Source organism: Acidisoma sp. PAMC 29798 (assembly GCF_030252425.1).
Lineage (GTDB): Bacteria > Pseudomonadota > Alphaproteobacteria > Acetobacterales > Acetobacteraceae > Acidisoma > Acidisoma cladoniae.
This window is the reverse complement of the sequence record NZ_CP126994.1, coordinates 4,307,493-4,331,765: the sequence shown is the minus strand read 5'-3', so window position 1 is coordinate 4,331,765 and position 24,273 is coordinate 4,307,493. Positions and strand designations below refer to the sequence as shown.

Here is a 24,273-nt window from a genome sequence, read left to right as displayed (position 1 = left end):
CTACCGACGAAGGGGTGCGAACGCCGCCGGCACCATGAGCCTGTTCTCCTGCGAGACCAGATTGCCAGCCTCTGCGCTTTTGGCCAGATACGCCACCCATGCAGGATCCGCCTGAAGGGCGGCACGCACCTGCGCGCGGTGGGCCGCATCTTCATAGACCCAGAGGTGAACGTAGGAGTTGAGCGGTCCCGTCTCCGTGACGAGAAAGGCGAGCGGATCGCCGGCGAGCTTACACTGCACCGGAAACCCGTATTCGCCATACAAGGCGAGTTGCTTCTGCACTGCGCCGGGGCGGGTGGTGTAGGTTCTATGATCGATCAACACGACAGCTGTTCTCCACTCTCAAGATATGTTTCGCCTCAGGTTCGGTGTGCGATTGAACCTGAGGCGACCTCACTCTAGCTAGTGTATTCCATGACATACAGGCCGGCGTTGAAGTCGGTGGCGTAGATGAGGCCATTGGTATCGACAAAGACATCGGCATCGACGCGGTGATGGAAGCGTTGCTGGCGGATGCGATGCCGGCCGTCGAGCGCTTCATGCCGGGGGCGCGCGTCTTGCCGTTCGGGCATGTCGGTGACGGCAATATCCACTTCAATGTCAGCCAGCCGGTGGGCGGCGACAAGGACGCCTTCCTGGCGCGCTGGGACACGGTTAACACCATCGTCCATGATATTGTCGGCCGATAGGCGGTCGATCGCGGCATTGCATCCCAAGTGGCGGGGAGGTGGGTGCTGAAGCGCAACCGTCTTGTCAGCGTCCCCAATTGGGCTCATCTGACTGTCGGCAGCCATCTTATCCAACCGCCGTCCCTGCGAGGATCGAGACTGTGGAGTTTCTGTCCAAGCCGATGTCCCAGCCCTTATGTCCGCCGCGTGAACAGCCGGCGGGAACAATGGCAGTGTTCAGCGCCGATGTGGTTCCGCCGGCGCGACGCCACAAGTATTGGCTAGGCCATGTCTTCCGTCGGATGGTCAGCTCCTATGAACCTGAGGCGGATTTGCCCTTTGGGGCTCGGCTGACGCGCATCGGCGGAGAAGGCGCGGAGGTGATCGAGCATCGGGGAAGCGCACTCAGGGCGAGCCGCGATGCGAGCCACTGTCGTTCCGACCTTTGCGACGACATTATTCTTGATTTCATCGTGACAACCTCCGGCGCCAGTGTCGACAATGGCACCGGGCGACGGCTGCCGCATGCGGGCGACATGATCATGATGGATTTGAGCCGGCCGCTCCACATCGTCCACGCGCGGCATCGCATCATCAGTCTGTTCTTACCGCGAGAACGGGTGCGCTCTGTCTTGGCAGATCCGTCTCGGCTTGCCGGCCAAACCTTGCAACCACGCGGGATCGTGGCTTTGATGCGCTCTCATATGCAGATGACCATCGATCAAGGTGCGCAGCTTCATCCAGTGGAACGCGTCGTCGCCGTATCGGCGACAGTTGATATGGCCCTTCTTGCGATTCAGGGCCAGTTCGCGAAAAACCCTGAAGAGGACAATTTTCAACTCGGCCTCTATCATGCCGCCGTCAGGCTTATCCGCAATGACTTCTCAGATCCCAATCTTGATCCTGCTGCCGTCACGAGGGGACTGGGGTGTTCGCGGGCGACGCTTTACCGGGTGTTTGGCGCGCGCGGTGAAAGCGTGGCGAAGATGATATGGACCATTCGTATCGAAGCCGCATATCGCATGCTGCGCGCCGTTGAGTATCGAAACGTACTCATTGAGGAGATCGGTTTCCGAAACGGATTTATCGACATTCCGACGTTCAATCGCATGTTCAAGATTCGCTATAGTGCCACCCCAAGTGAAGTCAGGGGATATGCCGCCGAGTGACGGCGGTGCGGACTGACACACCAAGACTCTGACACACTAAGAGAAGGCCCAGCGCAGCGTGCGCGCGATGCCGAGCGTTCCACCGCGAATGAGCGGGCGGCCCAAGCCGGGATTGTGCAGACCATGCTGCTGGCGCGCCCAAGGTGGCAAAAGATCGATGCCCGCCTGCATCGTCAGCGCCTGAAGCGGCTCCGTCATCCAGTTCTGGGCCGGCTGGTTCAGGACCAGCTTGGCGACTTCCCGCGTTCGGGCGTCACACAGCAACTGCGGCCGCATCTCCGACAACAAGGCCCGTGCCTCGCGGCGGCTGCGCGGCACGGGAAAGGCCCCAAGCGGCTCCCCGATCCGGACCATCTCCGCGAAATAGCGGTCTTGGTCGATCATCCGCATTCGGGGTTCGGCATAGCGGATCCAAGCGTCCAGGAAGCTGCTGGTCTCGGTCACATGCACCCAGGCCAGTAAGGCGGGGTCATTGGCGGCATAGGCGGTGCCATTGGGCAGCACGCCACGAACCTGATCATGGATCTTGCGAATACGCGCCAGCATGGCCTCCGCCTCGACACGGCCGCCATAGGTCGTGAGCGCGATGAAGCGTGCCGTGCGCCTCAGCCGTCCATGCATGTCCGTGCGGAAGTTCGAGTGATCCCAGACACCTGCCAGCACGGCGGGATGCAGCATCTGAAGCAGCAGGCTGGCAATCCCACCCACCATCATCGATGCGACGTCGCCGTGAACGCGCCAGGCGACGGCGCTCGGCCCGAACAAGCCATCGGGCTGTCTCACGACCGGCCGCTCGCCGCGGGCGCGGTCGTTGAACATCGCGACCGTCTGGGAGGCGATCAGGTGCTTGATCGGCTGCGTAATCCCGCCGCGTGGCATCATGCTCGAAGAGGGTGGGGACTGCGGCATGAGGCGGAGGATCGATGATTTCACCATAGCAAGATAGAGGCTTGCGGATCACATTCCGGCCGGTGCGCGCAAGCCCTCGTAAACTGCGTCGGCGTGCCGATCTTTCGAGTGCTGATGAATGTCGCACGGGAGCCTGTGATGGAAGATGTTTGGGAGTATCCGCGGCCCCCTCGATTGGAGCCCGTTGCACAAACCCTCCGCATCGTCTTCGCCGGCCGAACGATCGCGGTGACCGAAGCTGGGTTTCGGGTGTTGGAGACGTCCCATCCGCCCGTCTATTATCTGCCGCCCTCCTCCTTCACCGGCTGCCTACTGACGCAGGCCTCCGGCGGAAGTGTCTGCGAGTGGAAAGGTGTCGCCCGATATTGGAGCATTCGGGTCGGCGACCGTGTTGCGGAACGGGCCGCCTGGAGCTACCCGGAACCGACCGAGGCTTTTATCTCCATCCGTGACCACCTCGCCGTTTACGCCGGCATGATGGAGGCGTGTTTTGTCGGCGAGGAGGCGGTCACGCCGCAGCCAGGCGGGTTCTACGGCGGCTGGGTGACGCGGGATTTGAAAGGGCCGTTCAAAGGCGTTCCAGAAAGCATGGGGTGGTAATCCCCAAAATGCACAGCTTTCCGGCCGACAGCTCTGCCATCGTCATCGGCGCATCGGGTGGCATCGGCTCGGCTCTGGTGACGGCACTCCTCGATCAGCCGGTTTTTGGCAAAGTAATCGCATTGGCGCGCAGTTTTGGAGACGATCTTGACGTCGCACCAGGGCTCCGTCGCGGCGTGATCGACATCTCCGACGAAGACAGCATCAGAGCCGCGGCAGACAGATTGGCCGACGACGTGCGCCTGGTGATCGTCGCGACGGGCGCCTTGCAAGGCGGCGGCATACCATCGCCCGAGAAGACCTATCGGGCTATCGATGCCGCAGGAATGCTCGAAAGTTATCGGATCAACGCCATCGGGCCCGCGCTCGTCGCCAAGCACATGCTGCCAAAGTTGTCGTCGCAAGGCCGTAGCGTCTTTGCCGTGTTGTCAGCGCGGGTGGGCAGTATCGGCGACAATAGAAGCGGCGGGTGGCACAGCTACCGCGCGTCCAAGGCGGCGCTCAACATGATTGTGCGGAACCTGGCGATAGAGACCGCCCGTCGTCATCCTCAGCGCATCTGCGTCGGCTTGCATCCGGGCACGGTCGATACGGAATTGAGCCGGCCCTTCCAGCGCGGCGTTGCGGAAGGCCGGCTGTTTACCGCAGTGAGAGCCGCGTCCTGTCTGCTCACGGTGATCGATGGCCTGACGCCGTCAGACAGCGGCCGCGTCCTTGCGTGGGACGGCAGTACCATCGCCCCCTGAGGCTGCGCCCGCACAAGGCGCCGCGATCACTCGCCCCAACCGCGAACGTCATGACCGCCGAACACCATGCGCCGGATACCCGGCGCCGCAAGACTATCGGTGAACCCGGGAAGGGTCGCGCTCGCCTCGTTCAAGCGGCGCATCTGTACATCCGTAAGGGTGATGTCCAGCGCTGCCAGATTATCCTCAAGCTGCGCCACTTTGCGCGCACCGATAACGATTGAGGTCACGCCAGGCTGGGCGCGCGTCCATGCCAGGGCAATCTGCGAAAGAGGACGGTCATGCTCGGCGGCAACATCACCAAGCACATCCAGAATATCCCAGTTGCGGTCGACGAATTTGCTCTTGCCGAAAGGGTTTGTACCGCTCAACCGGCCCGTGCCGGAATTATCGTCACGCTTGTATTTGCCGGTCAGGAAACCGCCCGCCAGCGGGCTCCAGGGCATGACCGCCATCCCCGCTTCGCGGGCCACAGGGATATGCTCACGCTCGATATCGCGGGCGACCAGAGAATATTCGACCTGCATGGCAATCGGGCCCGGCACACGACGTTCGCTCGCGATGGTCGCGGCCTTCATCGCCAGCCAGGCCGGCATGTCCGACAGGGCGCAGTAGCGGATCTTCCCAGCCCGAACCAGATCACCCAGCGTTTGCATGATTTCCTCGACCGGGGTCACGCCATCCCAAATGTGCATCCAGTAGAGATCGATGTAATCGGTGCCGAGCCGCTTCAGCGAGGCGTCGAGCGCACGATGGATGTTCTTCGCACCCGCGCCGCCGGCATTGGGGTTGCCCGGCGCGCCCTGGGATGCCGCCAAGGGGCTCGCCGATCCGTTGAAGGCGAACTTGGTCGCCAGAACCATCTCGTCGCGCGTGCCGGTTTCAGCGATGAAGCGGCCGACCATCGCCTCACTGGTTCCGCCGGAATAGATGTCGGCCGTGTCGATAAAGTTGCCACCCTGCGCGCGGTAGGCATCGAAAATGGCGCGCGAGCCCGCCTCATCCGCGCCCCATCCCTGCGTGCCGAAGGTCATCGTGCCCAAGGCCATGGGACTGACGACGAGGCCGGAGCGGCCCAAGGTGCGGTAATCGGTGAGGGTCATTGTCGGGCGACTTCCATAATGATCGATATGAAACCCATCGCATCATTGCATCCGAAGGTCAATCGATTTTATAGTGAACGTTATGGAAGTCATACACGCCATTCAGCGACGACGGACCGGCAGGCCGCTGTCATTCAACCGGGACACCGCATTGGAAGAAGCGATGCTGGCCTTCTGGCGGCACGGCTACGAGACGACATCCATTGCCGACCTGACATCGGCCATGGGGATAACGGCCCCCAGCCTCTATGCGGCGTTTGGCGACAAGAAGCGGCTGTTTCTGGAAGCCATGCGCCGCTATGCCGGCGATCCGTTAGAGATGGAACGACAGCTGGCGGCGGCGCCAACGGCACGCGATGCCGCGCGCGACATGCTTGTGGCCGCAGCCACCGCCTTTACGGGTGAGCTGACACCCAGAGGATGCTTGCTGGCGAGCGCCACGGCCAGTGGATCGGAGGCTTCGGCCGACGTCCGGTCAGCGGTCTCCGCTGTGCGCCGGCGGATCGCGGCTGACCTCATGGACCGCATCGATCAGGACATCGCGGTAGGGATATTGCCCGTGTCCACCAATGCTGCGGCTTTATCCGACCTGATCCTCGCGGTTGTGCAAGGCATGTCGGTGCTGGCACGTGACAACCTGCCTCGCGAGAGGCTTCTGGCGCTTGCGGATCAGGCTATGTCGGCTTGGCCGTCGCAATCACCCATGAGAGACGCTTCAGCCTAAGGCGTATCGGGCAACCCTGACCAATCGGCCTCGTCTGTCGTCCACCGATGCGCGGTTGCCTTCATCAGTGCGAGCAATGTTTCGGCCTCGGTTCCTGGCGGCCATAGCCTCTCCTGAAGAGCGCCCATCAAAGGCGTTGCTTTCGCCAGCACCGCAATTCCCGCAGTCGTGAGCGCGAGATGTCGGACACGCGTGTCGTCCGTGCCAGACTGTTGCGTCAGGAGATTCTTGGCCTTGAGCGACTTCACCATCATGACACCTGAGCCGCCTGCACGCCGCTGTCAGGCGGTCCCTTACGATTGGGTGCCACCGACCGGGCATAGGCGAAATTCCGTTCACCCGATCGACGTCAGCCAGTTTCACATACCGCCCTGATCGGTATCGTCAGTCGAACATGCCCTCGGCGAGGTAGGACCCCTCTTGCGGCGCTGGGGGCACAAAGAAGATCCCCGAACCGATATGGGAAATGTATTCGTTCAGGGCGTCGGAAGCGCCAAGGCTACTCTGCAAAGTTTCGAAATGCGCGGGGTCGTTCTGATAGGACAGAAACAGCAACCCAGCATCGAGCAAGCCAAATTGATTGATCCCGTCTGTGTAATTGTAGCCGCGCCGCAAAATTTTGATGCCGCCGTGCGTCTCATGCGCCGCCAGCCGCATATGCGCGGTGAAAGGAATCACCGGATCGCCCTTGGCGTCACGCTTGTGAAAATCCGGCGTGTCGAACTCATGCGTGCCCGTCAGGGGCGCGCCAGACACCTTGTGGCGGCCGAAGACGTTGTTCTGGTCACTGACACGATCGGTGTCCCAGTTTTCGATATGCATCTGGATCTTGCGCACGACCTGATAGCTGCCGTAGCGCTGCCAGGCCGGACCGCCCTTCACCCAAACGAATTTCTCGAACTCGGCATCGTCTCTGATGTTGCGCGTACCGTCCTTAAAACCCAGGAGGTTGCGCGGTGTCGCCTGACCCTTTCCGGCGGAGGCGCGGCCGAAGCCCATCACGGTCCAGCGCGTGGCCGCCGTGCCGGAATCTTTGGCGATGCGGGCAAGGTCGCGAACAGCATGGTAGGCGACCTGCGGGTCATCAGCGCAGGCCTGCACGGACAGATCGCCACCTGAGATACCGGCGACGAGGGCATCGCTGGGCAGTTGGATCAGCGCGCGCATCAAAGCGGGCTTCTTGTCGGCCAGACCATAGGTATCGGTGAAGACCTTGGGACCGAGCCCGACCGTGACGGTCAATGACGCTGGGCCGAGATTGAGTGCCTCACCGGTATCAAAACCGACCTGGCTGTCACCCTTGGGTTCGACCTGCCCGATGGTCTCGCCCTTCATGAGTTGCGCGATCGCCGCCGACCAGCGCGCCAGCAAGACTTGCAGGTCCGACCGCAGCGGTGAGGTGAGATCGAAGGTCATGTAGAAGGTAAAGCGCTGCGGCGATGTGCTGATACCGGCCTGCTGCGCATTCCCGTAGAAGGCATGGCCTTGCGTGAGATCGACGATGTCACCGCCTGACGCCGTGTCGACACCCGTGGCGTGGGCGGCCGTCAGCGCCGCCGAGGCACTGACCGATGCCGTGAGAGTACCGACGGCTGCTCGAACGAGCAGCCCCCGGCGAGACACGTGGATGTCGGGGCTTTCGGCCCCGAGCTTGTCGCGAGGCATTTTGTCCGGCGCCATTAGCTAACGGTCGCGACTTTGGCGCCGACCTTGGACAGCGGCTCCTGCAGCGCCTGGATGGCCTTGCTAAGCTTGGCGCCGTCCGAGGCTTTCAGCTCGGCGGTGTACATCTTGAAGCCACCGGGCACGCTCGGGTCACGATAGGTATCGAGCATGGCATCCACCTTGGCGAATTCGGCGTTCACGCGCGCGGTCAGGTCAGGGTCGATCTTCGTCATGCCGGGCGCGAGATAGGCGAAAGCCTGTTCGGCACCTTCGACATTGCCGGCGAAGTCGATCAGATCGAAGTGGCTGAAGGCTTCCTCCTCACCGGTGATCTTCGTGCTCTGCACCTCTTCGAGAAGGTCGGCAGCGCCATTCGCAAGATCCTCAGGCTTATAGGTGAGGGTGCGAACGACCTTATCGAGAAGCTCCACGTTCTTTTGAAGCTCGGCGGCCAGCTGCTTGGTCTGGTCGGTGATCTTACCGTTCTGGAACAGGTCGCGCTCGATGGCGTGCTGGCCATGCCAGCCAACCTTCGGGTCGAGGGCCGATTGGCGCATGTCGACCAGATAGTCGAGGTTGCCGGCATTGTCGGTGGCCTTGAAGCCCGGCATCACGAAGCCATCCACGTCAGCTTCGATGCGCTCATAGAAGGGACGCGCCAGCGGATATTCGGCGCGGGCCTTGGCGAGGTCCCCCGCGTCGATATCGGCCTTCAGCCGGTTCGTCGCCGTGAGCATCGCATCGGTGACGCTATTCACATAGGCGGCGTAGCCCTGGGTGCCGGCCGTGAGAAGCGCGGCGGTGCTGCCGGTCGCTTGCGGCGCAGCCTGGCCGGTAACGGTGAAGGCCTGCAATTCCTTCGTCGCGCCCGGGCAGTAGATTTGATACGCGCCGCCGCCGAGGGTCAGGGTGAGGCTGGTGGTGGGCAGGCCGGGGGCGAGATTCTCCTTCTCGCCGACGATGCGGTTCCCGCTCAGCAGCTCGACCTCATTGATCGCCGTGGCGGTCTTGTTGGTCACGATGAAGGTGACCGGACCGGCCTTCGCCACCGTCTGATGGACGATGCAGGTGCCGCCATTATCGCCGGTGAGGGTGATATGGACCTGGGAGGCGCCGCCCTTCACGGGGGCCATGGTGCCGTCATTGGCTGCGGCATAGGCGCCGGGCGCGACGGCCAGAAGGGCGGCCAGGGTGAAGAGGGGGCGTGTCGGAAGGATGCGAGACATGGGGGCTCCAGTTTAGATGGATGTGCCGGCGCGGTGGCCGGCATGCGGCATGGGTGTGCGAGTGACGGGTGCAGGCGCGCGGCTCAGCCGCCGCACTCTGCGGCAGGCCGCCACGACCAGGAGGAAAGCGACGAGGCCGAGGGCGATGGGCAGCTGGACAGCCCAGAGCAGCCGTTCCGTGCGGGCCGCCGCGACCCGGTTCAGTTCGGCCACAGCCTGATCGACATAGGCACCGGTGACCTGCCAGCGCGGGGCCAGGGGCGTTCCGATACCGACTGTGGTCGTAAGGGTGCGTGGCGTTTCGAGGCCGCTGCCGGAGACGGCGACGAGGGTTGTGGACTCCTCCGTCGCATCCAGCAGCATGCCCTCGGCGGCCCAGACACGCGTCGTGCGATGGACCGACCAATCGGCGTCGAAGGGGCCGGGATGCTGGCGCGGGTTCAGCCCCATCGGCACTCGCCCGCCGGACAGAGTGACCACCTGATCGAGGGTCAAGGTCTTGGGCGCGCCATCCACCGGCATCGTGCGGTCGATGGTCCAGGCCGAGGCGTCGATGCCGTCATGCTGGTCATGGGCGGCGCTGGCCTGCGGGAGCGGGACCACTGTGCCCCCCGCGTCTTTTAAGGAGACCGTGAGCGTATCGGCACTCAGTCGGGCGGTGCCGAGTGGGCTTTGCGACGCATCGCTGGTGGCGACGATCATGGCGGCCGCGGGCGGTTGCGCGCGGGGCGTGGGCAGACCGATCGCGAGGGCGACCGCGACCGCCACCAGTGCGGCGGCCAGTGTGAATTGCAGGCGCACAGCCGCGTGCCGACGCGGGCGGCGGGAAGACGGCCAGAAGACAAAAAGGATGACGGGCACAAGATAGGCGAACCAGCCGAGCACTTCGATCAGGCGCGGGTCGGCGGGGATGCCGAGAACCCCGGTGATGAGCGCGGATTGCACGGTGCCGGGGGCGACCAGCCAAGACAGGTTCACGGTCGGTTCCTGGCCGGCATTCAGCCAGCCGGCCTCGTGGGCGGTGCGCAAGGCCGTGATCACCAGCCCGCCGGCGACGAGAATGAGGAAGGCGCCGGTGAAGCGGAAGAAGCGGGACAGGTTCAGCCTGACGCCGCCGATATAGATGCCCCAGCCGATAACGACGGCGAGGAGAACGCCGATGATCGCGCCGCTGGCGGCAAGGACCGCCGATTGTGCGGCCGAGAAGGTCGCGAGCAGGAAGACGGCGGTCTCGAACCCCTCCTTCAGCACGGCGAGAAAGGCCATGATGGCCAAGGCATAGGCGCTACCCTGGCTGAGCGCTTGGGCGGCCTCGGCCTCAAGCTCCTTCTTCATGCCGCTGGCATGGCTGTTCATCCAGACGATCATGCCCGTGACGAAGAAGATGGCGATGGCGCCGATGACGGATTCCATGCCCTCTTGGCTGGCCTGGGGCAGCGCCTGCTCGACGAGGTCAAGACCGACGCCGACGGCAAGCGACAGGACGAGGGCGAAGAGGACGCCCAACCACATGGCGGTCAGGCTTTTGCCATTCTTGCGCAGGAAGGCCGCGATGATGCCAACGATCAACGCCGCTTCAAGGCCTTCCCGCAGCCCTATCACGAGTGTCGCGAGCATGGAGCGTCCCAATCAGCTTCGGCGCCCTCTTACTGCGACTAAGTCGCATTTACAAGGGTGGGATCGCGCCGACAGCCCCGCGCTTCGGCCGGGCTCAAGACATAATAAGCCCGCCATCGACGTTAATGGTCTGGCCGGTGATATAGGCCGCGTCCGGCCCTGCGAGGAAAGCGACGAGCCCCGCGACATCCTCACCCTGCCCGGCGCGGCCCATGGGAATATTCTCGACCCATTCGGCCATCAGTTCACCCGGCGCATAATCGCCGAGCAGCTTGCCCCAGGCCTGGTCGTTATAGGCCCACATATCCGTCTCGATGATGCCGGGGCAGAAGGCATTGACGGTAATACCTTCCTTCGCGACTTCCTTCGCCAGGCTTTGCGTGATGCCGATGACGCCGAATTTGCTGGCCGCATAATGCGGCGTGAAGACGAAACCCTGCCGCGCCTGCCCCGAGGCGGTGTTGATCAGACGCCCGCCGCCGCCATGCTTGCGCATGCGCGCGATCGCCGCCTGGCAGCACAGGAAGACGCCCTTGGTGTTCACGGCCATCACCTTGTCCCAATCGGACTCGGGCAGATCCTCGACCCGCGCGATGGTGATGACACCCGCGTTCTGGACGGAGATATCGACGCGACCGTAATCGCGCTCGGCAAGATCGTAGATAGCCGCGACATCGGCCGCTTTCGTCACATCGGCGATCACCGAGGAAGCGCGACCGCCCGCCGCGCGGATCGCCTCGGCCACGGCCTCCACCGTCGGCTCATTGGCGGCCAGCACCACGGCCGCACCCTCTTTCGCCAAGCGGCGCGCGATGGCCGCACCGATGCCACGGCTTGCACCGGTGATGACCGCAACCTTGTTCGTCAACACCATGTCCGTCTCCCGTGTTTTTGTTCAGTCTTGCGCGGCGTCGAGCCGAGCCGCCGTATATTGATCCGTCACCAGGACATCGATGAGCTTGCCACGCATCGCGCCTAGCAGAGGCGCCACCTTGCGCGCACCGCCCGCGACCGCCACGACCCGCCGGGTCTGGCGCAATTGATCCAAGCCAATGCCGATCACACGCTCCTGGAAGGAAGACGGCACCGGCTTGCCGTTCTTGTCGAAAAAATTCAGGCAGATATCGCCCACCGCCCCCAGCCGGGACAGTTCCCCAAGCTCATCCGGGGTAAAAATATTGCCGCTATCCGCAAGCAGCTTGGAAGGCTCCACGGCACCGATGCCGACCAGCGCCAGCGTGACTTGCGGAAAGAAGGCCATCGTCTCCCGCACGAAAGGATCGCTCGTCAGCGCCTTCTGCGCAGCCTTGGAACTGGTGACCCCTTGGGTCGAAAGATGCTGCGGCTGCGCCCCGATCAATTGGGCGAGCCGCCGCGTGAGATTCGTCGCATGCTTCTGCACGCTGGGATCGCCCATGCCGCCCAGAATCTGCACCACGCGCGCCGCCGCGACACGTCGATTGGGGTGAATATTCTCGACCGTATGAAGCAGCGATTCACTCCAGGACGAGATGCCCACAATCTCCCCGGGTTGCAGGGTCGTCTCCAGATAGAGGGCCGCCGCCTCCCCCATCCGGCGCAGAATTTGGCCTTCGCGGTCCTCACTGCATTCAGCGACAATCACCTCGGTCATACCGAACTTGCGGCACAGGCTTTCCTCCAATTCGGGAAAGGTGCCAGTCGGCGTATGGACGCTGATGCGCACCACATCCTCATCCCGCGCGCGGCGCAGCAGACGTGAAATGGTCGCCTGGGAAATGGTCAGCCGGGCGGCGATATCGCCCTGCTTCATGTCGTCCAGATAGTACATGCGTGCGACGCGCGCGATCAGACGGAGTTCATCGGCCCGGGGCAATCGACATCCTTCACCAGCATACGAAACCGCCATCGACCAGAAGATCGACCCCTGTGCAGAAGGATGCGGCGCGACTTGCGAGGAATACGGCGGGACCCACCAATTCGTCCACCGTCGCCATCCGTCCCATCGGGGTATCGGCCTCGAACTGTTTCACCTGCTCGGCCACCTCGGGGCGCGTGTTCATGGGCGTCGCGGTATAGCCGGGGCTGATCGAATTCACCCGGATGCCCCGGTCGCTCCATTCCATGGCCAGACTTTTGGACAAATGGATCACGGCCGCCTTGGCGCTGTTGTAATGGGCCTGGAGCAGGCCGCGATTGACGATGACGCCGGACATGGAGGCGATATTGACGATGGCGCCCCGCCCGCGTGGCAGCATGACGCGCGCCTCCGCCTGGCACGACAGAAAGATGCCGGTGACATTGACATCGAACATCCGCTGCCACTGGTCCTGCGCCATTTCCTCCGCCGGCGCCGCATTGGCGATGCCGGCGCAATTCAGCGCAACGGACACTGGCCCCAGCGCTTCGGCCGCCTCCAACGCCTGCGCCAGATCCACGGCATGCGTCACGTCGCCACGCGCCGCGACGGCGCGGCGACCAAGGGCCGTGATGCGCGCCACCGTCTCGTCCAAACCCTTGCTCGCCGCCAAATCGAAGCAGGCGACATCTGCGCCCGCTTCCGCCAGACCCACGGCCAATCGCTGGCCGATGCCGCTGCCCGCGCCGGTCACGAAGGCGACCTCACCGGCCAGGCTGAAGAGATCCGTCATCTGCGCCGTCTCCTTTTCTACGCCGTGGCCAGGGCCATGACGGCGACGTTATTGGCCTCGGCCCGATCGAGCACGCCCATCTGCCGGCCGCGCGCCAGCACCATGACGCGATGCGCGAGCCCCAGGACCTCCTCGAGATCCGAACTGACGACGATGACCGCCATGCCCGAACGGGCAAGATCCGCGATGACCTCATAGATAGCGGCGCGGGCCCCGACATCTATGCCGCGCGTCGGCTCGTCGAGGATGATGACCTTGGGGGAGCGGGCGACCCAGCGCGCGATCACCACCTTCTGCTGATTTCCGCCAGACAGGTATCGCGCCAACTGCCCAGGACGGCCCTTGACGCCCAGACGCTCGATCATCCTGCTGCCGAAATCCCGTATTTTGCCGGGATCGATCCAACCATGAGTGCCGAGCCGATCCATATTGCCCAGGGCCAGATTGTCCGCGACGGTATGTTCCAGCAGCACGCCCTGCCCCTTGCGATCCTCCGGCACCAGCACGATCCCCGCAGCGATGGCGGCATCGGGACCGGTCAGTTTCAAGGTTTTGCCATCGAGCGTCACCGTGCCGGCGGCAAGCGGATCGGCCCCGGCGATGGTGCGCACCAATTCTGTCCGCCCAGCACCGACAATGCCGGCAATGCCGAAAATTTCACCCTCACGCACGGCGAAGCTGATGTCGGCGAAAGCCCCTTGCGCGGACCGCAGCCCCTCGACGCGCAAAACCTCGCGCGGGCGCGGCGCATCGACCTCGGGGAACAGCCGTTCGATATTGCGCCCGACCATATCGCGCAGCAATTGACCCACCGGCACCTGCGCGGTGTCATGCTCGGCAACCTTCTGGCCGTCGCGCAGGACCACGATGCGATCCGCGATACGCGCAATCTCCTCCAGCCGGTGGCTGATATAGATGAAGGAGAATCCTTCCTTCTTGAGCTGGTCGATCTGCGCAAAAAGCCGATCGGTCTCCTCGCCGCCCAAGGCCGCCGTCGGCTCATCCAGAATCAGCAATCGCGCCTTCAGCGTCAGCGCCTTTGCGATTTCCACCTGCTGTTGCGCGGCGACGCGCAGGCCGCGCACCAGCGTGTCGGGCGAAATATCGAGGCCGAGACGGCGCAGTTGCTCCGAGGCGCGATTGCGCATCTGCTCGCGGTCGATGCGCCCGCCGGTCATCGGCAGCCGGCCGACGAAGACATTCTCCGCGATCGTGAGATCGGGGAGGAGGCGCATCTCTTGATGGATCAACCCCACGCCGTGGGCGATGGCGTCACCGGGCGAGGTCGGCGCATAGGGTTGCCCCTCCCATAGCATCGACCCTGCGTCAGGGCTGACCACACCGGCAATGATGGAGGAAATGGTAGACTTGCCGGCACCATTCTCCCCCAACAAGGCCACGACCTCGCCTTCCCGGACGGTGAGATCGACGTCGCTGAGCACAACCGTGCCCGAAAAGGCTTTCCGCGCTCCGGTGACGGAGAGGCGTACAGGACGCAGCAACGATGTATCGGCGCACATGGTCCTGTCTCCTCCCCGTTCCGAAATCCGGCGCCTACGGATGCTGCGCGATGAAGGGCGCAACATTGTCCTTCGTCGTCAGCACGGCACTTTGAAGCTGCTGCTTCGGAACCGTCTTGCCAGCGACGAGATCCAGCGCGGAATCGAGCGCCAGCTTGCCCATCGCCTGGGTCTTCTGCGTCATCGTCGCCGCCAGAACACCGTCCCGCACTGCCTTCAGCCCAGCCTTGTCACCGTCGAAGCCGAAGACCATGACCGGATTATCAAGATTGGCCACCTTGCTCGCCTGGGCCGCGCCCAGTGCCAGACCGTCCGCACGACCGAAGAAGATCGTGATGTCGGGATGGCGCTGCAGCATATCCTGCGCGATCGTGAAGCCCTCGTTCTGCGACCATTCCTGGCTAGCCTGGCGAGCGACTTCCTTGATGCCAGGGCAATTGGCCATGGCCGCCGTGAAGCCGGTGTTACGGTCGTTCTCAGGCGTCGTGCCAAGCTGGCCCTGGATGATGGCGAGCGTACCCTTGCCGCCGGTGACCTTGCAAACATAGTCGCCCAGCGTATGCGCGGCATTGACGCTGTCGGTCGCGATGAAGGTATCGGCAGGCGCATCCGGCGCATTGCGATCGACGGCAATGACGGGAATATGCGCGGCCTGGGCCGAGCGCACCGGCACGCCCGCTGCCGTGGCGCCGGCGGGGATATAGATCAGCGCCTTGACGCCCCGTGTAATGAGATCCTGGATCTGATTGACCTGCGTGGCGCTGTCACCATGCGCATCGACCACCACGACCTTAACGCCCTTGATCTTGGCTTCGGCTTCCACGGCCTGCTTGATCTGGTTGAAGAAGTCCGCCTGAAGATTGGCAACCGCCAGGCCCACCGTCGGCTCATCCGCGCGCGCGGACACCGTCAGCGGCAGTGCCGCGCATGTCAGGAACGCCGCCGTCAGCACGGAGGCAAGCAATTTCGTTTTGAACATCATTCCCTCGTTTTTGATTTCATTACAGTTCTTGGATAGACACGGCACGTAAACGCCCGTCCGCTTCGCGGACGGTCAGCGTCCTGCAGGCCTACCGACGACGGAACTTGTCGATGGTGACAGCGACAGCGATAACGCAGCCGATGATGACCTGCTGGATGAAGGGGGACACGCCGACCAGATTGAGGCCGTTGTGCAAAACACCGATGATCAGCACACCGACGACGGTGCCGCCAATACCGCCGATGCCGCCCGAAAGACTGGCCCCGCCGATGACCACGGCGGCGATGGCATCCAGCTCATAGCCGAGCCCGGCACTCGGTTGCGAAGAGTCGAGCCGCGCCGACAGCACCAGAGCCGCGAGACCGGCGAGCACGCCTGACGCGACATAGACCCACACGGTCAGCGGCAGCACCTTGATGCCGGCGAGGCGCGCGACCTCGGGATTGCCGCCGATGGCATATAGACTGCGGCCGGTGGCGCGGTAGCGCAGGAAGATCCATCCCGCCAAGGCAAGAATGATGAACATCGCGACGGTCGCAGACAGGAAGCCGAAATGGCGGACCGTCGCGAGTTTGGTGAACCAGTCAGGATAGCCCACGACCTGCTCACCGCCCGTGGTGAGATTGGCGAGACCGCGCGCGACCGACATCACCGTCAGTGTCGCGATGAAGGGCGGCAGCTTGGCGCGCGTGACGAGCAGACCATTGACCAATCCACAGCCGGCGCCGGCGATGATGGCCAGGAGCAAGGACACACCGAAGGGCACACCATAATCCTGCGGCAGCCAGCCCAACACCATGCAGGACAGGGCGAGGATTGAGCCCACCGAAAGATCGATGCCGCCGATGATGATCACGCCCGTCATGCCCAGGGCCAGAATGCCGAGGACGGTGACCTGATCGATGACGTTGAGGAAATTGCGGGCTGAGAGAAAGACGTCGCTGGTGACGGAGAAGACTACACACAGCACGATGAGGCCGATCAGCGGCCCTTGCGATCCGGTCAGCAGACGCGACCAGATCGTGCGCTTGGCCTCTGGTCCGGCGGCCGCTCTTACAGTTGTCGTGGACATGCCTTGCTTCCCTTCACGCGGTCTCTATCGTCGCGCTGCGACAGGCCAAGCCTGAACGCGCCCGGGCGATGGCCGCTTGCCATTGCGCGCGCTGTGCCGCGCGATCGTCTCCGGTCTCACGGGGCAGAATCGTGTCGCGCGGGCGCGGCAAGTCGCGCAAAGCCGCCTCGCTCCACACGCCCGCCGCCAGGCCCGCCATATGGGCGACACCGAGGGCCGACAGTTCCGCCGCCGCCGAGCGATGGACCGTGCAGCCGAGAAGATCGGCCTGCATCTGCATCAGCGCATCATTGCGGCTGGGGCCGCCATCGGTGAACAGGTCCCGCACCGTGCCGACGTTGTCACCGATCACCGCGACGACATCGGCGACCTGGTGCACGACGGCTTCCAGGGCCGCTCGGGCGAGCTCGGCGGGCGTGGTGTCCAGGGAGAGGTTCGTCAGCAGACCCACCGCGTCCCGGTCCCACCACGGCGCGCCGAGGCCGGTGAAACCCGGCACCAGCACGGCGCCGCGGCTTTGCGAGCGGGCGCCCAGTTCGGTCATGGCATCGACGCTCATGCCCAAAATGCTCGCCATCCAGCGCAAAGCCGCCCCGGTGGCGCGGATATTCCCTTCGGCAGCGAAAGCCGGGCGATCCATCTGCCAGCCGATGGTCAGGCACACCCCCGGATGCAGCGCGTCCGGCCGAGCGATCAGCCCCATGACGGAAGATCCGGTGCCGTAGGTCGCTTTGATCTGACCGGGTGCGAAGGCGCCATGCGCAAAGAGGGCGGAATGGGAATCGCCCATCACCGCCATGACCGGCGTGCCGTCCGGCACAGGTGCCAGACCGCGTGTCGATGGGAAAGGACCGGTGGAGCGCGTCAGCCGTGGCAGCACCGCCGCCGGCACGCCGAAGACCTCCAGCAGATCAGGATCCCAAGTCACGTCGGCGACGTGCAACAATTGGGTGCGTGAGGCATTGCCAACTTCGATCACCGGATCGTCGTTGGAGAAGCGGCTGAGCAGCCAGGAATCGATCGTGCCGATGACGGCGCGTCCATCCCGCACGGCCGCCATCGCGCCCGCATGGGTCTGCAACAGCCAACGCGCCTTGATCGCGGAAAACATCGGGTCGAGCGGCAGGCCGCTGCGCGCCCGCACCAGCCGCTCCACCTCCGGGCTGCGGAATTCATCGCACAGCGCCGCAGTCCGCTGGTCCTGCCAACTGATCACGGGCGTGATGGGCGCGCCGGTGATCCGGTCCCACATCACGATGGACTCACGCTGGGTACTCAGGCCCACCGCCACCACACGCCCTGCGTCCTGGCCATCGAGGCAAACGGCGACGGCGCGCTGAACGCTGTGCCAAATCGCGATCGGATCCTGCTCCACCCAACCCGGATTCGGATGTGTCTCACCGACCGGGGCATGGCCCCGCGCGATGATGGCACCGACGCCATCCACCAGAATCGCCTTGGTGCCGCTGGTGCCCTGATCAATCGCGAGGAGCAGCGGGGCGGCCATGGATCAGGCCACCAGCGCGAGGGCGGCGTTTGCGATGCCCTCGGCATTCAGCCCGAAATGATCGAGCAGGAAGGCGTTGCTGCCGGTGGGCGCCAGATGCGGCACGCCCAGAATGCGCATGGGCACGGGTGCGTTCTGCACCACGCATTCGGCGACGGCGGAGCCGAGGCCGCCATGGATGATCGCCTCCTCCACCGTCACGATGCGCCCGGTCTCGGTCGCGGCGGCAATCACTGCCGCCTCGTCCAGCGGCTGGATCGTCGTCATGTTGAGCACGCGGGCGGAAACGCCCTTCGCCGCGAGTTGGTCCGCCGCCTGCAAGGCGCGGGACACCATGGTGCCGCAGGCAATGAGCGTCACGTCCGTGCCCTCTCTCAGCACAGATGCACGACCGACGGTGAAGGCCTCGCTCTCCGGCGTCACCGCCGGCACCTTGAAGCGGCCAATGCGCATGAAAATGGGGCGATTGGCCGTGGCGGACCAGCGCAACGCATCTCGTGTCTGCTGCGGATCGGCGGGCACCAGGATCGTGAGATCCGTCAGCGCCCGCATCCAGGCGAAATCCTCGATCGAATGATGCGTCGGGCCGAGTTCGCCGTAAGACATGCCGGGGCTCTGGCCGCAGAGCACGATGTGATAATTGTTATAGGCGACATCCGCCTTGATCTGTTCCAGCGCGCGACCGGTCAGGAAGGGTGACGCACAGCTCACGAAGGGTACAAAACCGCCATTCGCGAGGCCGGCCGCGACGCCGACCATATTCTGCTCCGCGATGCCGACATTGATCAGCCGGTCGGGAAATTCCTTCTGGAAGGCGTTGAGGTTGCTCGACCCCACGGAATCGTTGCAGACCGCGACGATGCGCGGATCGACCCGCGCCATCTCGATCATGGTTTCAGCGAAGGCGACGCGGCAATCGAAGGTTGTGGTGTTCGGTGTTGGGCTCATTTCGTTCATCGAACCGCAAGCTCCTTCAGGGCGAGCTGAACCTGTTCCGCCGAAGGCACCTTGTGATGCCATTCGACGCGATCCTCGATAAAGGAAACGCCTTTGCCCTTTATCGTGCGGGCGACGAGGCAGCGCGGCTGAGACCCGCCCCGCGCCGACAGCAGAGCGTAAAGACGGGCGTGGTCATGGCCGTCCACCTCATGCACCTCCCAGCCGAAGCTGCGCCATTTGTCGGCCAGGGGTTCGAGGCGATTGGTATCTTCTGTGCGCGCACCCTGCTGCAGGCGGTTGCGATCGACGATGGCGGTCAGGTTGGACAGGCCACGATGGCCGGCGGCCATGGCCGCCTCCCAATTACTGCCTTCCTGCAATTCGCCGTCACCGAGCACCACGAAGGTGCGGCGATCACTGCCGGCAAGGCGCGCGGCGATGGCGCAGCCCAGGCCGATGGGCAGGCCATGTCCGAGCGGGCCGGTATTGGCCTCGACGCCCGGGATTTTGCGGCGATTGGGGTGGCCGTTCAGCGCTGAAAGAGGCGCCATGAAGGTCTTGAGATCGGCAACCGGGAAGAAGCCGCGCATGGCCAGAACCGAATAGAGCGCCGCCGAACAATGACCCTTGCTGAGGATGAAGCGATCCCGCTCCGCCCATCTCGGATCGGTGGGATCAAGCTTCAGAACCCCGAAGAACAGCGTTGTCAGCACGTCGGCGACGGAGAAATCACCACCGATATGGCCCATCTTGGGACCGTCGATGGTGTGGAGAATGCAAATACGGACCTCGTCGGCGATGCGCGCGAGCAGTGCTCCCCGATCGGCGTCATTCGCCGCCGCGACCTTCGCATGAAGATCGGTCACCTCCGGCGATGGCCAGTCTTGTCCTTGCATTTCCCACCTGAATTTTTATTCACAACAGCATTTCCATGCATCATGGTCGGAGGCTCGTCGGCCGTCAAGCAGAATCGCCGGGTGGGCGGATGGATAATGCTGCACGTCCCGCGGGAGTACAGCCATCGCAGTCGGACCTCTCGCCACAGGGCTTCAGCGATCAAAGTGCGCCGCGATCGGCGCCGCTGTTGATCCGAACGACTGTGGTTGGGTCTGAGCATTATGCGCCGGAGAGCAGCTCCGTCGTCATAGACAAGCTATGGTTGTAGTAGATTGCAGAAGATTGTTGCGTCAACGACAGTCTTACTTGACGTACGTCGGTCATCGCCGCATCGTTACGACATGTGCCGGTGATGATAGCAACCAGCGGCAGCGCTTTTCCTAAGCCAGCACCCATAAGCTGGCACTGAAAGGATGCGGCCATGGGCGTGCTGCTACAGGGCTTTTTCAAGACGGCCGAGGCGCAAGCCGTTCCGGCCCCGTCTGACGGTGACCCCACGATACTCTGGTGGTGGGACCATCTTACCACACGAGCGAACGCATTGGGTCGCGCGGGCTTCACCGCTGTGTGGTTGCCCCCGGTGCTCAAGGCCAACGGCGGCGCGAAACCCGACGCGGATGGCTATCGTCCCTTCGACGATTACGACATTGGGTCGAAAGACCAAATGGGCGCACTGCCGACGCGCTTCGGAAGCAGGGAAGCACTGCAACGCTGCGTCGCGACGCTCCGCGCGAATGGGCTCGACGTCTATCTCGATCTCGTGGAGCACCATCGATCTGGCGATCCTGGGAATTTCATTTTTCGCTACAAGGGGGCGGAGGGACGGCGCGACCTCGGCCGGTTTACGAAGAACCCGCCCAATTTCGTACCCAATGTGCCGCGCGACCCCAATCTCGGCGGTCCGGCAAAGGATGATTTCCCCTTCGCGCGCGAACTGGCCCCGATCAACGCCATTCCCGCAGGCTATGTCTCGACCGGACTGATCGATGCCGCCGATTGGCTGACGCGGGCACTCGATGTGCAGGGCTACAGGCTCGACGATGTGAAGGGTCTATCGACAGATTTCCTGAGCCCGTTCCTCGGTGCCAAAGCGATGGCGGGGAAGTTCGCAGTCGGCGAGTTCTTTGATGGCGATCCGACGGCAGTCAACGTCTGGGTGTCCAATCCTGACGGGATGAAGAGCCGAGCGAGCGCTTTCGACTTTCCACTACGCTTTGTGCTGGCGCGGATGTGCCGCAACCCCGGTGCCTTCGATATGGCAACGCTCGATAAAGCCGGGCTTGTCGGCCTGGCGCCGCTCAATGCCGTCACCTTCGTCGAGAACCATGATACCGATCTCGACGATCCTATCGTCGTCAATAAGATGCTTGCCTATGCCTATATCATGACATCGGAAGGGTACCCGTGCGTCTATTGGCGCGACTACAGCACCGATCCAGATTGCTACGGGCTGCAGCCTCTGCTGGACAACCTGATCTGGATCCATGAGCAGCTCGCCAACGGAACCACCGAAGCACGCTGGAAGGCCTTCGATCTTTTCGTCTATGAGCGGCTTGGCGCGCCTGGTTTGTTGGTCGGCCTCAACAACGATCCCAATAGTCCGCATACTGCAGAGGTCGCAACCACCTTCGGTCCAAATGTGAAACTGCACGACTATACGGGCAACGGCCCGGACGTCGTCACGACTGCGACCGGAACGGCAATGATCACGGTTCCACCCAATGCCGATGGGCGTGGCTACGTGTGCTACAGTCGCAACGGCAGCGGGACGAGCACAGTCGTCACGCCGCGGTCGGTGACGCAGGATTTTGAAGGCGCCGCAGACCTCGATCTACCGCCGGCCGACGCCGCCCGTGCGCTCCAGGTCGGCCGCATCTGGTGCGCTACCGGAACGCCCGTGCAGACCCACCTCTCCATCCCCGATCTGGCCGCCACTGCGCGCGCAACCATCGACATCCTGGGTGTGGACGGATCGGTTTTGGCGACCGCCACCGGGCAGGCGACGCTGACGACGACGACGATCGCGACCGGCTTCCACGCGCTTCGGATTTCGCTCACGCAGGCGGCGGTGGGGACGCGGCCGAGCTACCGTTTGTCAGCGACCTATACCGCGCCGGAACGTCCCGACCTGCCATCCGGTGCGCAGACACCGGAGCGGATCGGCGCCTGGGGCGAGAGGTTCGACATGCCGAATGCGGCGATCCACGCGCATCTTCTGCCGAACGGAAAGGTGCTGTTCTGGGGCCGCAGAGATTCACCTGTGACGGGCACGTTGAACGATCATTTCTGCACGCCCCATCTTTGGGAGCCTGCGACCGGTGCGACTGCCGCAACGCCGCAACCAACACGTGCCAACGGCGACACGGTGAACCTGTTTTGCTCCGGTCACACCATGCTGGCGGACGGTACCCTTTTGGTCATCGGCGGCCACTTGAAGGATGGCTACGGCATCAACCAAGCTTGCCGCTACCATTTCGACACCAACCTGTGGGAGGCGCTGCCGACCGTGACGAACGGGCGCTGGTATCCCACCGCGCTGACACTGGCCGATGGCCGGGCCGTCGTGCTGTCCGGCAGCTTCGGCACCACAGATGGCAAGCAAACCCAGAATGACCCGACACCTCAAGTATGGGACGGAACGACGTGGCAAAATTTCGATCCATTCCCGGGGGACGGGGCCACACCCCAGAGTGCGAGTCCAATCGATCTCTTTCCTTGCCTGCATGTCGCGCCAGACGGGCGCATCTTCATGTCCGGGCCGGCCGCGCGGAGCTTCTTTCTCGACCCGGTGACGGGGACATGGAGCTTGCTCGAAGGTGATGGCGGACTTCGCGACAATGCCCGGCGCGATTACGCGCCCTCGGTCATGTATGACACCGGGAAGATCGTCTATATCGGCGGCGGCAATAATCCGACGCAGCCGCAAACACCATCGTCGGCCGTCGAGGTCATCGATCTAACGGCAGACGCGCCCGCTTGGCGAACGGTGCATCCGATGCATTTCGCGCGGCGCCAGCACAATGCGACCTTACTGCCTGACGGCACGGTTCTCGTCACCGGCGGGTCGCAGGGACCCGGATTCAGCGATCTTACGGTTGGCGGCCCGGTGCATGTCGCGGAGCTGTGGGACCCTACCACAGAAAGCTGGACTCTCCTCGCAGAGGAAGCGGTGGACCGCTGCTATCACGCAACGGCGGTGTTGTTGCCGGATGCCACAGTACTGAGCGCCGGCGGAGGTGAATTCGCTGTCAATGCGGAACCGAACCCGCCCCAGGACACGCATCGCGACGGACAAGTCTTCAAGCCGCCTTATCTGTTTCGCGGACCGCGCCCCGAAATCTCTGCCGCACCGAAGGAAATTGCCTATGGCGCGGCGTTCGACATCTCGGTCGCTGTACCGGAGGATATCGGCAAGGTCAGCCTGATCCGTCTCGCCTCAGTCACGCATACCAACAATATGAACCAGCGCATCAATATCCTGGCTTTCACAGTGGCAGCCGGGGGGTTGCGCGTCACCGCACCGGCACAGCCGCACGACTGCCCGCCAGGCTATTACATGCTCTTCGTGCTTAACCGAAAAGGCGTGCCTTCGGTCGCGTGGATCCTGCACATTGCGGCCTTGCTGATTAGATCTACGCAGAAGGCCGCCCCGGCGAAACCGGCCGTCACTTTGGAAGAGGTGGACAAGCATATTCGTGCGACCGCCAGCGGCACGCAAGTCGCAGTCGGCCTCACCTCTAAATGTCCCTACGGCCTCGGTGCGTGTTGGGGCGGGGCTTATCAGGCACTCGTTACGCTCGACGGCGTCACCGCTGTTCGCCCGATTGCCAATGCCGAGGATTCGACGGCGGACGTCTACCTCGAGAGCGACAGTCTGCCCGACATCGATCGTTGGGCGGCGCAAATCGCAGAATCGGCCAATGGAAGCTACGACTTTCGGGGCGTTGAAGTATCAATCACTGGGCTTGTCCAACAGCAGGCCGAAGGTTTGGTGCTTACCGGGCCGCTGCTGTCATCGGCCGTCAAGCTTCTGCCGTTGGCCGGCACGAACAAAATCCAGTTCGACCGGTTGGTGCAGCAAGCGCGTGAGGCCACGCCGATGGAGCACGCCGCCTTTGAACGGCTCATCGCTTCTCTCGTCAGCGCCACGCTCATGCGGGTGACGGGCCCGCTGGACCGCGTGAAGGGCGAATGGCTGTTGCATGTACGCGACTTTGAGATCCGCTGAAACAAAACTGGTCGCCACGGCCCGCAAGTGCAGACCGGGCAATGTTATTCACCGACAGACAGGAGAGTTCG

23 protein-coding genes are annotated in these 24,273 nt (G+C 63.5%); 6 read left to right on the top strand and 17 right to left on the bottom strand.

All coding sequences use genetic code 11. The features are described from left to right. A complete protein-coding gene (locus QP803_RS20835; RefSeq protein ID WP_284945380.1) occupies positions 1–324 on the bottom strand; it encodes an NIPSNAP family protein in 324 nt (107 codons plus the stop codon). A gap of 170 nt (positions 325–494) precedes the next feature. On the opposite strand from QP803_RS20835, the gene QP803_RS20830 reads away from it, so the two are divergent. Beyond that, a complete protein-coding gene (locus tag QP803_RS20830) occupies positions 495–689 on the top strand; it encodes an FAD-linked oxidase C-terminal domain-containing protein (RefSeq protein WP_350356049.1) in 195 nt (64 codons plus the stop codon). Positions 690–829: 140 nt separating this feature from the next. After that, positions 830–1,837: a helix-turn-helix domain-containing protein gene (locus tag QP803_RS20825; protein ID WP_284945379.1), complete on the top strand. Its 1,008-nt coding sequence runs from the start codon at positions 830–832 to the stop codon at positions 1,835–1,837. 36 nt (positions 1,838–1,873) lie between these two features. Here QP803_RS20825 and QP803_RS20820 read toward each other — a convergent pair whose 3' ends face one another. Beyond that, the gene (locus QP803_RS20820; protein WP_284945378.1) at positions 1,874–2,746 is read right to left on the bottom strand and encodes an oxygenase MpaB family protein; all 873 of its coding nucleotides are present in this window, start codon (positions 2,744–2,746) and stop codon (positions 1,874–1,876) included. Positions 2,747–2,884: 138 nt separating this feature from the next. On the opposite strand from QP803_RS20820, the gene QP803_RS20815 reads away from it, so the two are divergent. Together QP803_RS20815 and QP803_RS20810 are read left to right on the top strand one after the other, a co-directional pair. After that, positions 2,885–3,346: a DUF427 domain-containing protein gene (locus QP803_RS20815; RefSeq protein WP_284945376.1), complete on the top strand. Its 462-nt coding sequence runs from the start codon at positions 2,885–2,887 to the stop codon at positions 3,344–3,346. A gap of 8 nt (positions 3,347–3,354) precedes the next feature. Continuing rightward, the gene (locus QP803_RS20810; protein ID WP_284945375.1) at positions 3,355–4,092 is read left to right on the top strand and encodes an SDR family NAD(P)-dependent oxidoreductase; all 738 of its coding nucleotides are present in this window, start codon (positions 3,355–3,357) and stop codon (positions 4,090–4,092) included. A 26-nt stretch (positions 4,093–4,118) separates the two neighbouring features. Here the strand turns inward: QP803_RS20810 and QP803_RS20805 are convergent, their stop codons facing one another. Continuing rightward, entirely contained in the window at positions 4,119–5,195 is a 1,077-nt protein-coding gene (locus QP803_RS20805) for an aldo/keto reductase (protein ID WP_284945374.1), read from the bottom strand. An 82-nt stretch (positions 5,196–5,277) separates the two neighbouring features. Between QP803_RS20805 and QP803_RS20800 the strand changes: the two genes are divergently transcribed. Further along, positions 5,278–5,919: a TetR/AcrR family transcriptional regulator gene (locus tag QP803_RS20800; RefSeq protein ID WP_284945373.1), complete on the top strand. Its 642-nt coding sequence runs from the start codon at positions 5,278–5,280 to the stop codon at positions 5,917–5,919. Here the strand turns inward: QP803_RS20800 and QP803_RS20795 are convergent. The 14 genes from QP803_RS20795 to QP803_RS20730 all read right to left on the bottom strand — a co-directional run bounded on the left by QP803_RS20795 (position 5,916) and on the right by QP803_RS20730 (position 20,397). After that, on the bottom strand, positions 5,916–6,173 hold the full coding sequence (locus QP803_RS20795) for a MarR family winged helix-turn-helix transcriptional regulator (RefSeq protein WP_284945372.1): 258 nt from the start codon (positions 6,171–6,173) through the stop codon (positions 5,916–5,918). The genes QP803_RS20800 and QP803_RS20795 overlap by 4 nt on opposite strands. A 130-nt stretch (positions 6,174–6,303) precedes the next feature. Further along, positions 6,304–7,584: a Dyp-type peroxidase gene (locus QP803_RS20790; protein WP_284945371.1), complete on the bottom strand. Its 1,281-nt coding sequence runs from the start codon at positions 7,582–7,584 to the stop codon at positions 6,304–6,306. Between the two features lie 14 nt (positions 7,585–7,598). After that, entirely contained in the window at positions 7,599–8,810 is a 1,212-nt protein-coding gene (efeO, locus tag QP803_RS20785) for an iron uptake system protein EfeO (protein WP_284945370.1), read from the bottom strand. Positions 8,811–8,822: 12 nt separating this feature from the next. Then, the gene (efeU, locus tag QP803_RS20780) at positions 8,823–10,427 is read right to left on the bottom strand and encodes an iron uptake transporter permease EfeU (RefSeq protein ID WP_284945369.1); all 1,605 of its coding nucleotides are present in this window, start codon (positions 10,425–10,427) and stop codon (positions 8,823–8,825) included. A 94-nt stretch (positions 10,428–10,521) separates the two neighbouring features. Beyond that, entirely contained in the window at positions 10,522–11,301 is a 780-nt protein-coding gene (locus QP803_RS20775) for an SDR family oxidoreductase (protein ID WP_284945368.1), read from the bottom strand. A 21-nt stretch (positions 11,302–11,322) separates the two neighbouring features. Next, entirely contained in the window at positions 11,323–12,282 is a 960-nt protein-coding gene (locus tag QP803_RS20770; RefSeq protein WP_284945367.1) for a sugar-binding transcriptional regulator, read from the bottom strand. Positions 12,283–12,292: 10 nt separating this feature from the next. Then, on the bottom strand, positions 12,293–13,057 hold the full coding sequence (locus QP803_RS20765) for an SDR family oxidoreductase (protein WP_284945366.1): 765 nt from the start codon (positions 13,055–13,057) through the stop codon (positions 12,293–12,295). Between the two features lie 17 nt (positions 13,058–13,074). Then, positions 13,075–14,577: a sugar ABC transporter ATP-binding protein gene (locus tag QP803_RS20760; RefSeq protein WP_284945365.1), complete on the bottom strand. Its 1,503-nt coding sequence runs from the start codon at positions 14,575–14,577 to the stop codon at positions 13,075–13,077. Between the two features lie 34 nt (positions 14,578–14,611). After that, positions 14,612–15,556 carry a sugar ABC transporter substrate-binding protein gene (locus tag QP803_RS20755; RefSeq protein WP_284945364.1) on the bottom strand — a complete coding sequence of 315 codons (945 nt, stop codon included), beginning with the start codon at positions 15,554–15,556 and terminating at the stop codon, positions 14,612–14,614. 91 nt (positions 15,557–15,647) lie between these two features. Further along, positions 15,648–16,631 (bottom strand): ABC transporter permease, encoded by a 984-nt coding sequence (locus QP803_RS20750; RefSeq protein WP_284945363.1) that lies wholly within the window; start codon positions 16,629–16,631, stop codon positions 15,648–15,650. 13 nt (positions 16,632–16,644) lie between these two features. After that, a complete protein-coding gene (locus QP803_RS20745) occupies positions 16,645–18,138 on the bottom strand; it encodes an FGGY family carbohydrate kinase (protein ID WP_284945362.1) in 1,494 nt (497 codons plus the stop codon). Between the two features lie 3 nt (positions 18,139–18,141). After that, a complete protein-coding gene (locus tag QP803_RS20740) occupies positions 18,142–19,095 on the bottom strand; it encodes a transketolase family protein (RefSeq protein ID WP_284945361.1) in 954 nt (317 codons plus the stop codon). Beyond that, the gene (locus QP803_RS20735; protein ID WP_284945360.1) at positions 19,092–19,943 is read right to left on the bottom strand and encodes a transketolase; all 852 of its coding nucleotides are present in this window, start codon (positions 19,941–19,943) and stop codon (positions 19,092–19,094) included. The genes QP803_RS20740 and QP803_RS20735 overlap by 4 nt, the downstream gene beginning before the upstream one ends. Positions 19,944–20,193: 250 nt before the next feature. Then, positions 20,194–20,397, bottom strand: a complete 204-nt coding sequence (locus QP803_RS20730; RefSeq protein ID WP_284945359.1) for a hypothetical protein — start codon at positions 20,395–20,397, stop codon at positions 20,194–20,196. On the opposite strand from QP803_RS20730, the gene QP803_RS20725 reads away from it, so the two are divergent. Then, entirely contained in the window at positions 20,396–24,202 is a 3,807-nt protein-coding gene (locus QP803_RS20725) for an alpha-amylase domain-containing protein (protein ID WP_284945358.1), read from the top strand. The two genes, QP803_RS20730 and QP803_RS20725, sit on opposite strands and share 2 nt — an antisense overlap. The last annotated feature ends 71 nt before the right edge of the window (positions 24,203–24,273 follow it).

Excerpts from the sequence above, each read along its gene's own strand:
- QP803_RS20830 (WP_350356049.1), top strand. The coding sequence starts at position 495 with ATGGAAGCGTTGCTGGCGGATGCGATGCCGGCCGTCGAGCGCTTCATG.
- QP803_RS20820 (WP_284945378.1), bottom strand. The coding sequence starts at position 2,746 with ATGCCGCAGTCCCCACCCTCTTCGAGCATGATGCCACGCGGCGGGATT.
- QP803_RS20815 (WP_284945376.1), top strand. The coding sequence starts at position 2,885 with ATGGAAGATGTTTGGGAGTATCCGCGGCCCCCTCGATTGGAGCCCGTT.
- QP803_RS20810 (WP_284945375.1), top strand. The coding sequence starts at position 3,355 with ATGCACAGCTTTCCGGCCGACAGCTCTGCCATCGTCATCGGCGCATCG.
- QP803_RS20805 (WP_284945374.1), bottom strand. The coding sequence starts at position 5,195 with ATGACCCTCACCGATTACCGCACCTTGGGCCGCTCCGGCCTCGTCGTC.
- QP803_RS20800 (WP_284945373.1), top strand. The coding sequence starts at position 5,278 with ATGGAAGTCATACACGCCATTCAGCGACGACGGACCGGCAGGCCGCTG.
- QP803_RS20795 (WP_284945372.1), bottom strand. The coding sequence starts at position 6,173 with ATGATGGTGAAGTCGCTCAAGGCCAAGAATCTCCTGACGCAACAGTCT.
- QP803_RS20790 (WP_284945371.1), bottom strand. The coding sequence starts at position 7,584 with ATGCCTCGCGACAAGCTCGGGGCCGAAAGCCCCGACATCCACGTGTCT.
- efeO (WP_284945370.1), bottom strand. The coding sequence starts at position 8,810 with ATGTCTCGCATCCTTCCGACACGCCCCCTCTTCACCCTGGCCGCCCTT.
- efeU (WP_284945369.1), bottom strand. The coding sequence starts at position 10,427 with ATGCTCGCGACACTCGTGATAGGGCTGCGGGAAGGCCTTGAAGCGGCG.
- QP803_RS20775 (WP_284945368.1), bottom strand. The coding sequence starts at position 11,301 with ATGGTGTTGACGAACAAGGTTGCGGTCATCACCGGTGCAAGCCGTGGC.
- QP803_RS20765 (WP_284945366.1), bottom strand. The coding sequence starts at position 13,057 with ATGACGGATCTCTTCAGCCTGGCCGGTGAGGTCGCCTTCGTGACCGGC.
- QP803_RS20760 (WP_284945365.1), bottom strand. The coding sequence starts at position 14,577 with ATGTGCGCCGATACATCGTTGCTGCGTCCTGTACGCCTCTCCGTCACC.
- QP803_RS20755 (WP_284945364.1), bottom strand. The coding sequence starts at position 15,556 with ATGTTCAAAACGAAATTGCTTGCCTCCGTGCTGACGGCGGCGTTCCTG.
- QP803_RS20750 (WP_284945363.1), bottom strand. The coding sequence starts at position 16,631 with ATGTCCACGACAACTGTAAGAGCGGCCGCCGGACCAGAGGCCAAGCGC.
- QP803_RS20745 (WP_284945362.1), bottom strand. The coding sequence starts at position 18,138 with ATGGCCGCCCCGCTGCTCCTCGCGATTGATCAGGGCACCAGCGGCACC.
- QP803_RS20740 (WP_284945361.1), bottom strand. The coding sequence starts at position 19,095 with ATGAACGAAATGAGCCCAACACCGAACACCACAACCTTCGATTGCCGC.
- QP803_RS20725 (WP_284945358.1), top strand. The coding sequence starts at position 20,396 with ATGGGCGTGCTGCTACAGGGCTTTTTCAAGACGGCCGAGGCGCAAGCC.
- QP803_RS20730 (WP_284945359.1), bottom strand. The coding sequence starts at position 20,397 with ATGGCCGCATCCTTTCAGTGCCAGCTTATGGGTGCTGGCTTAGGAAAA.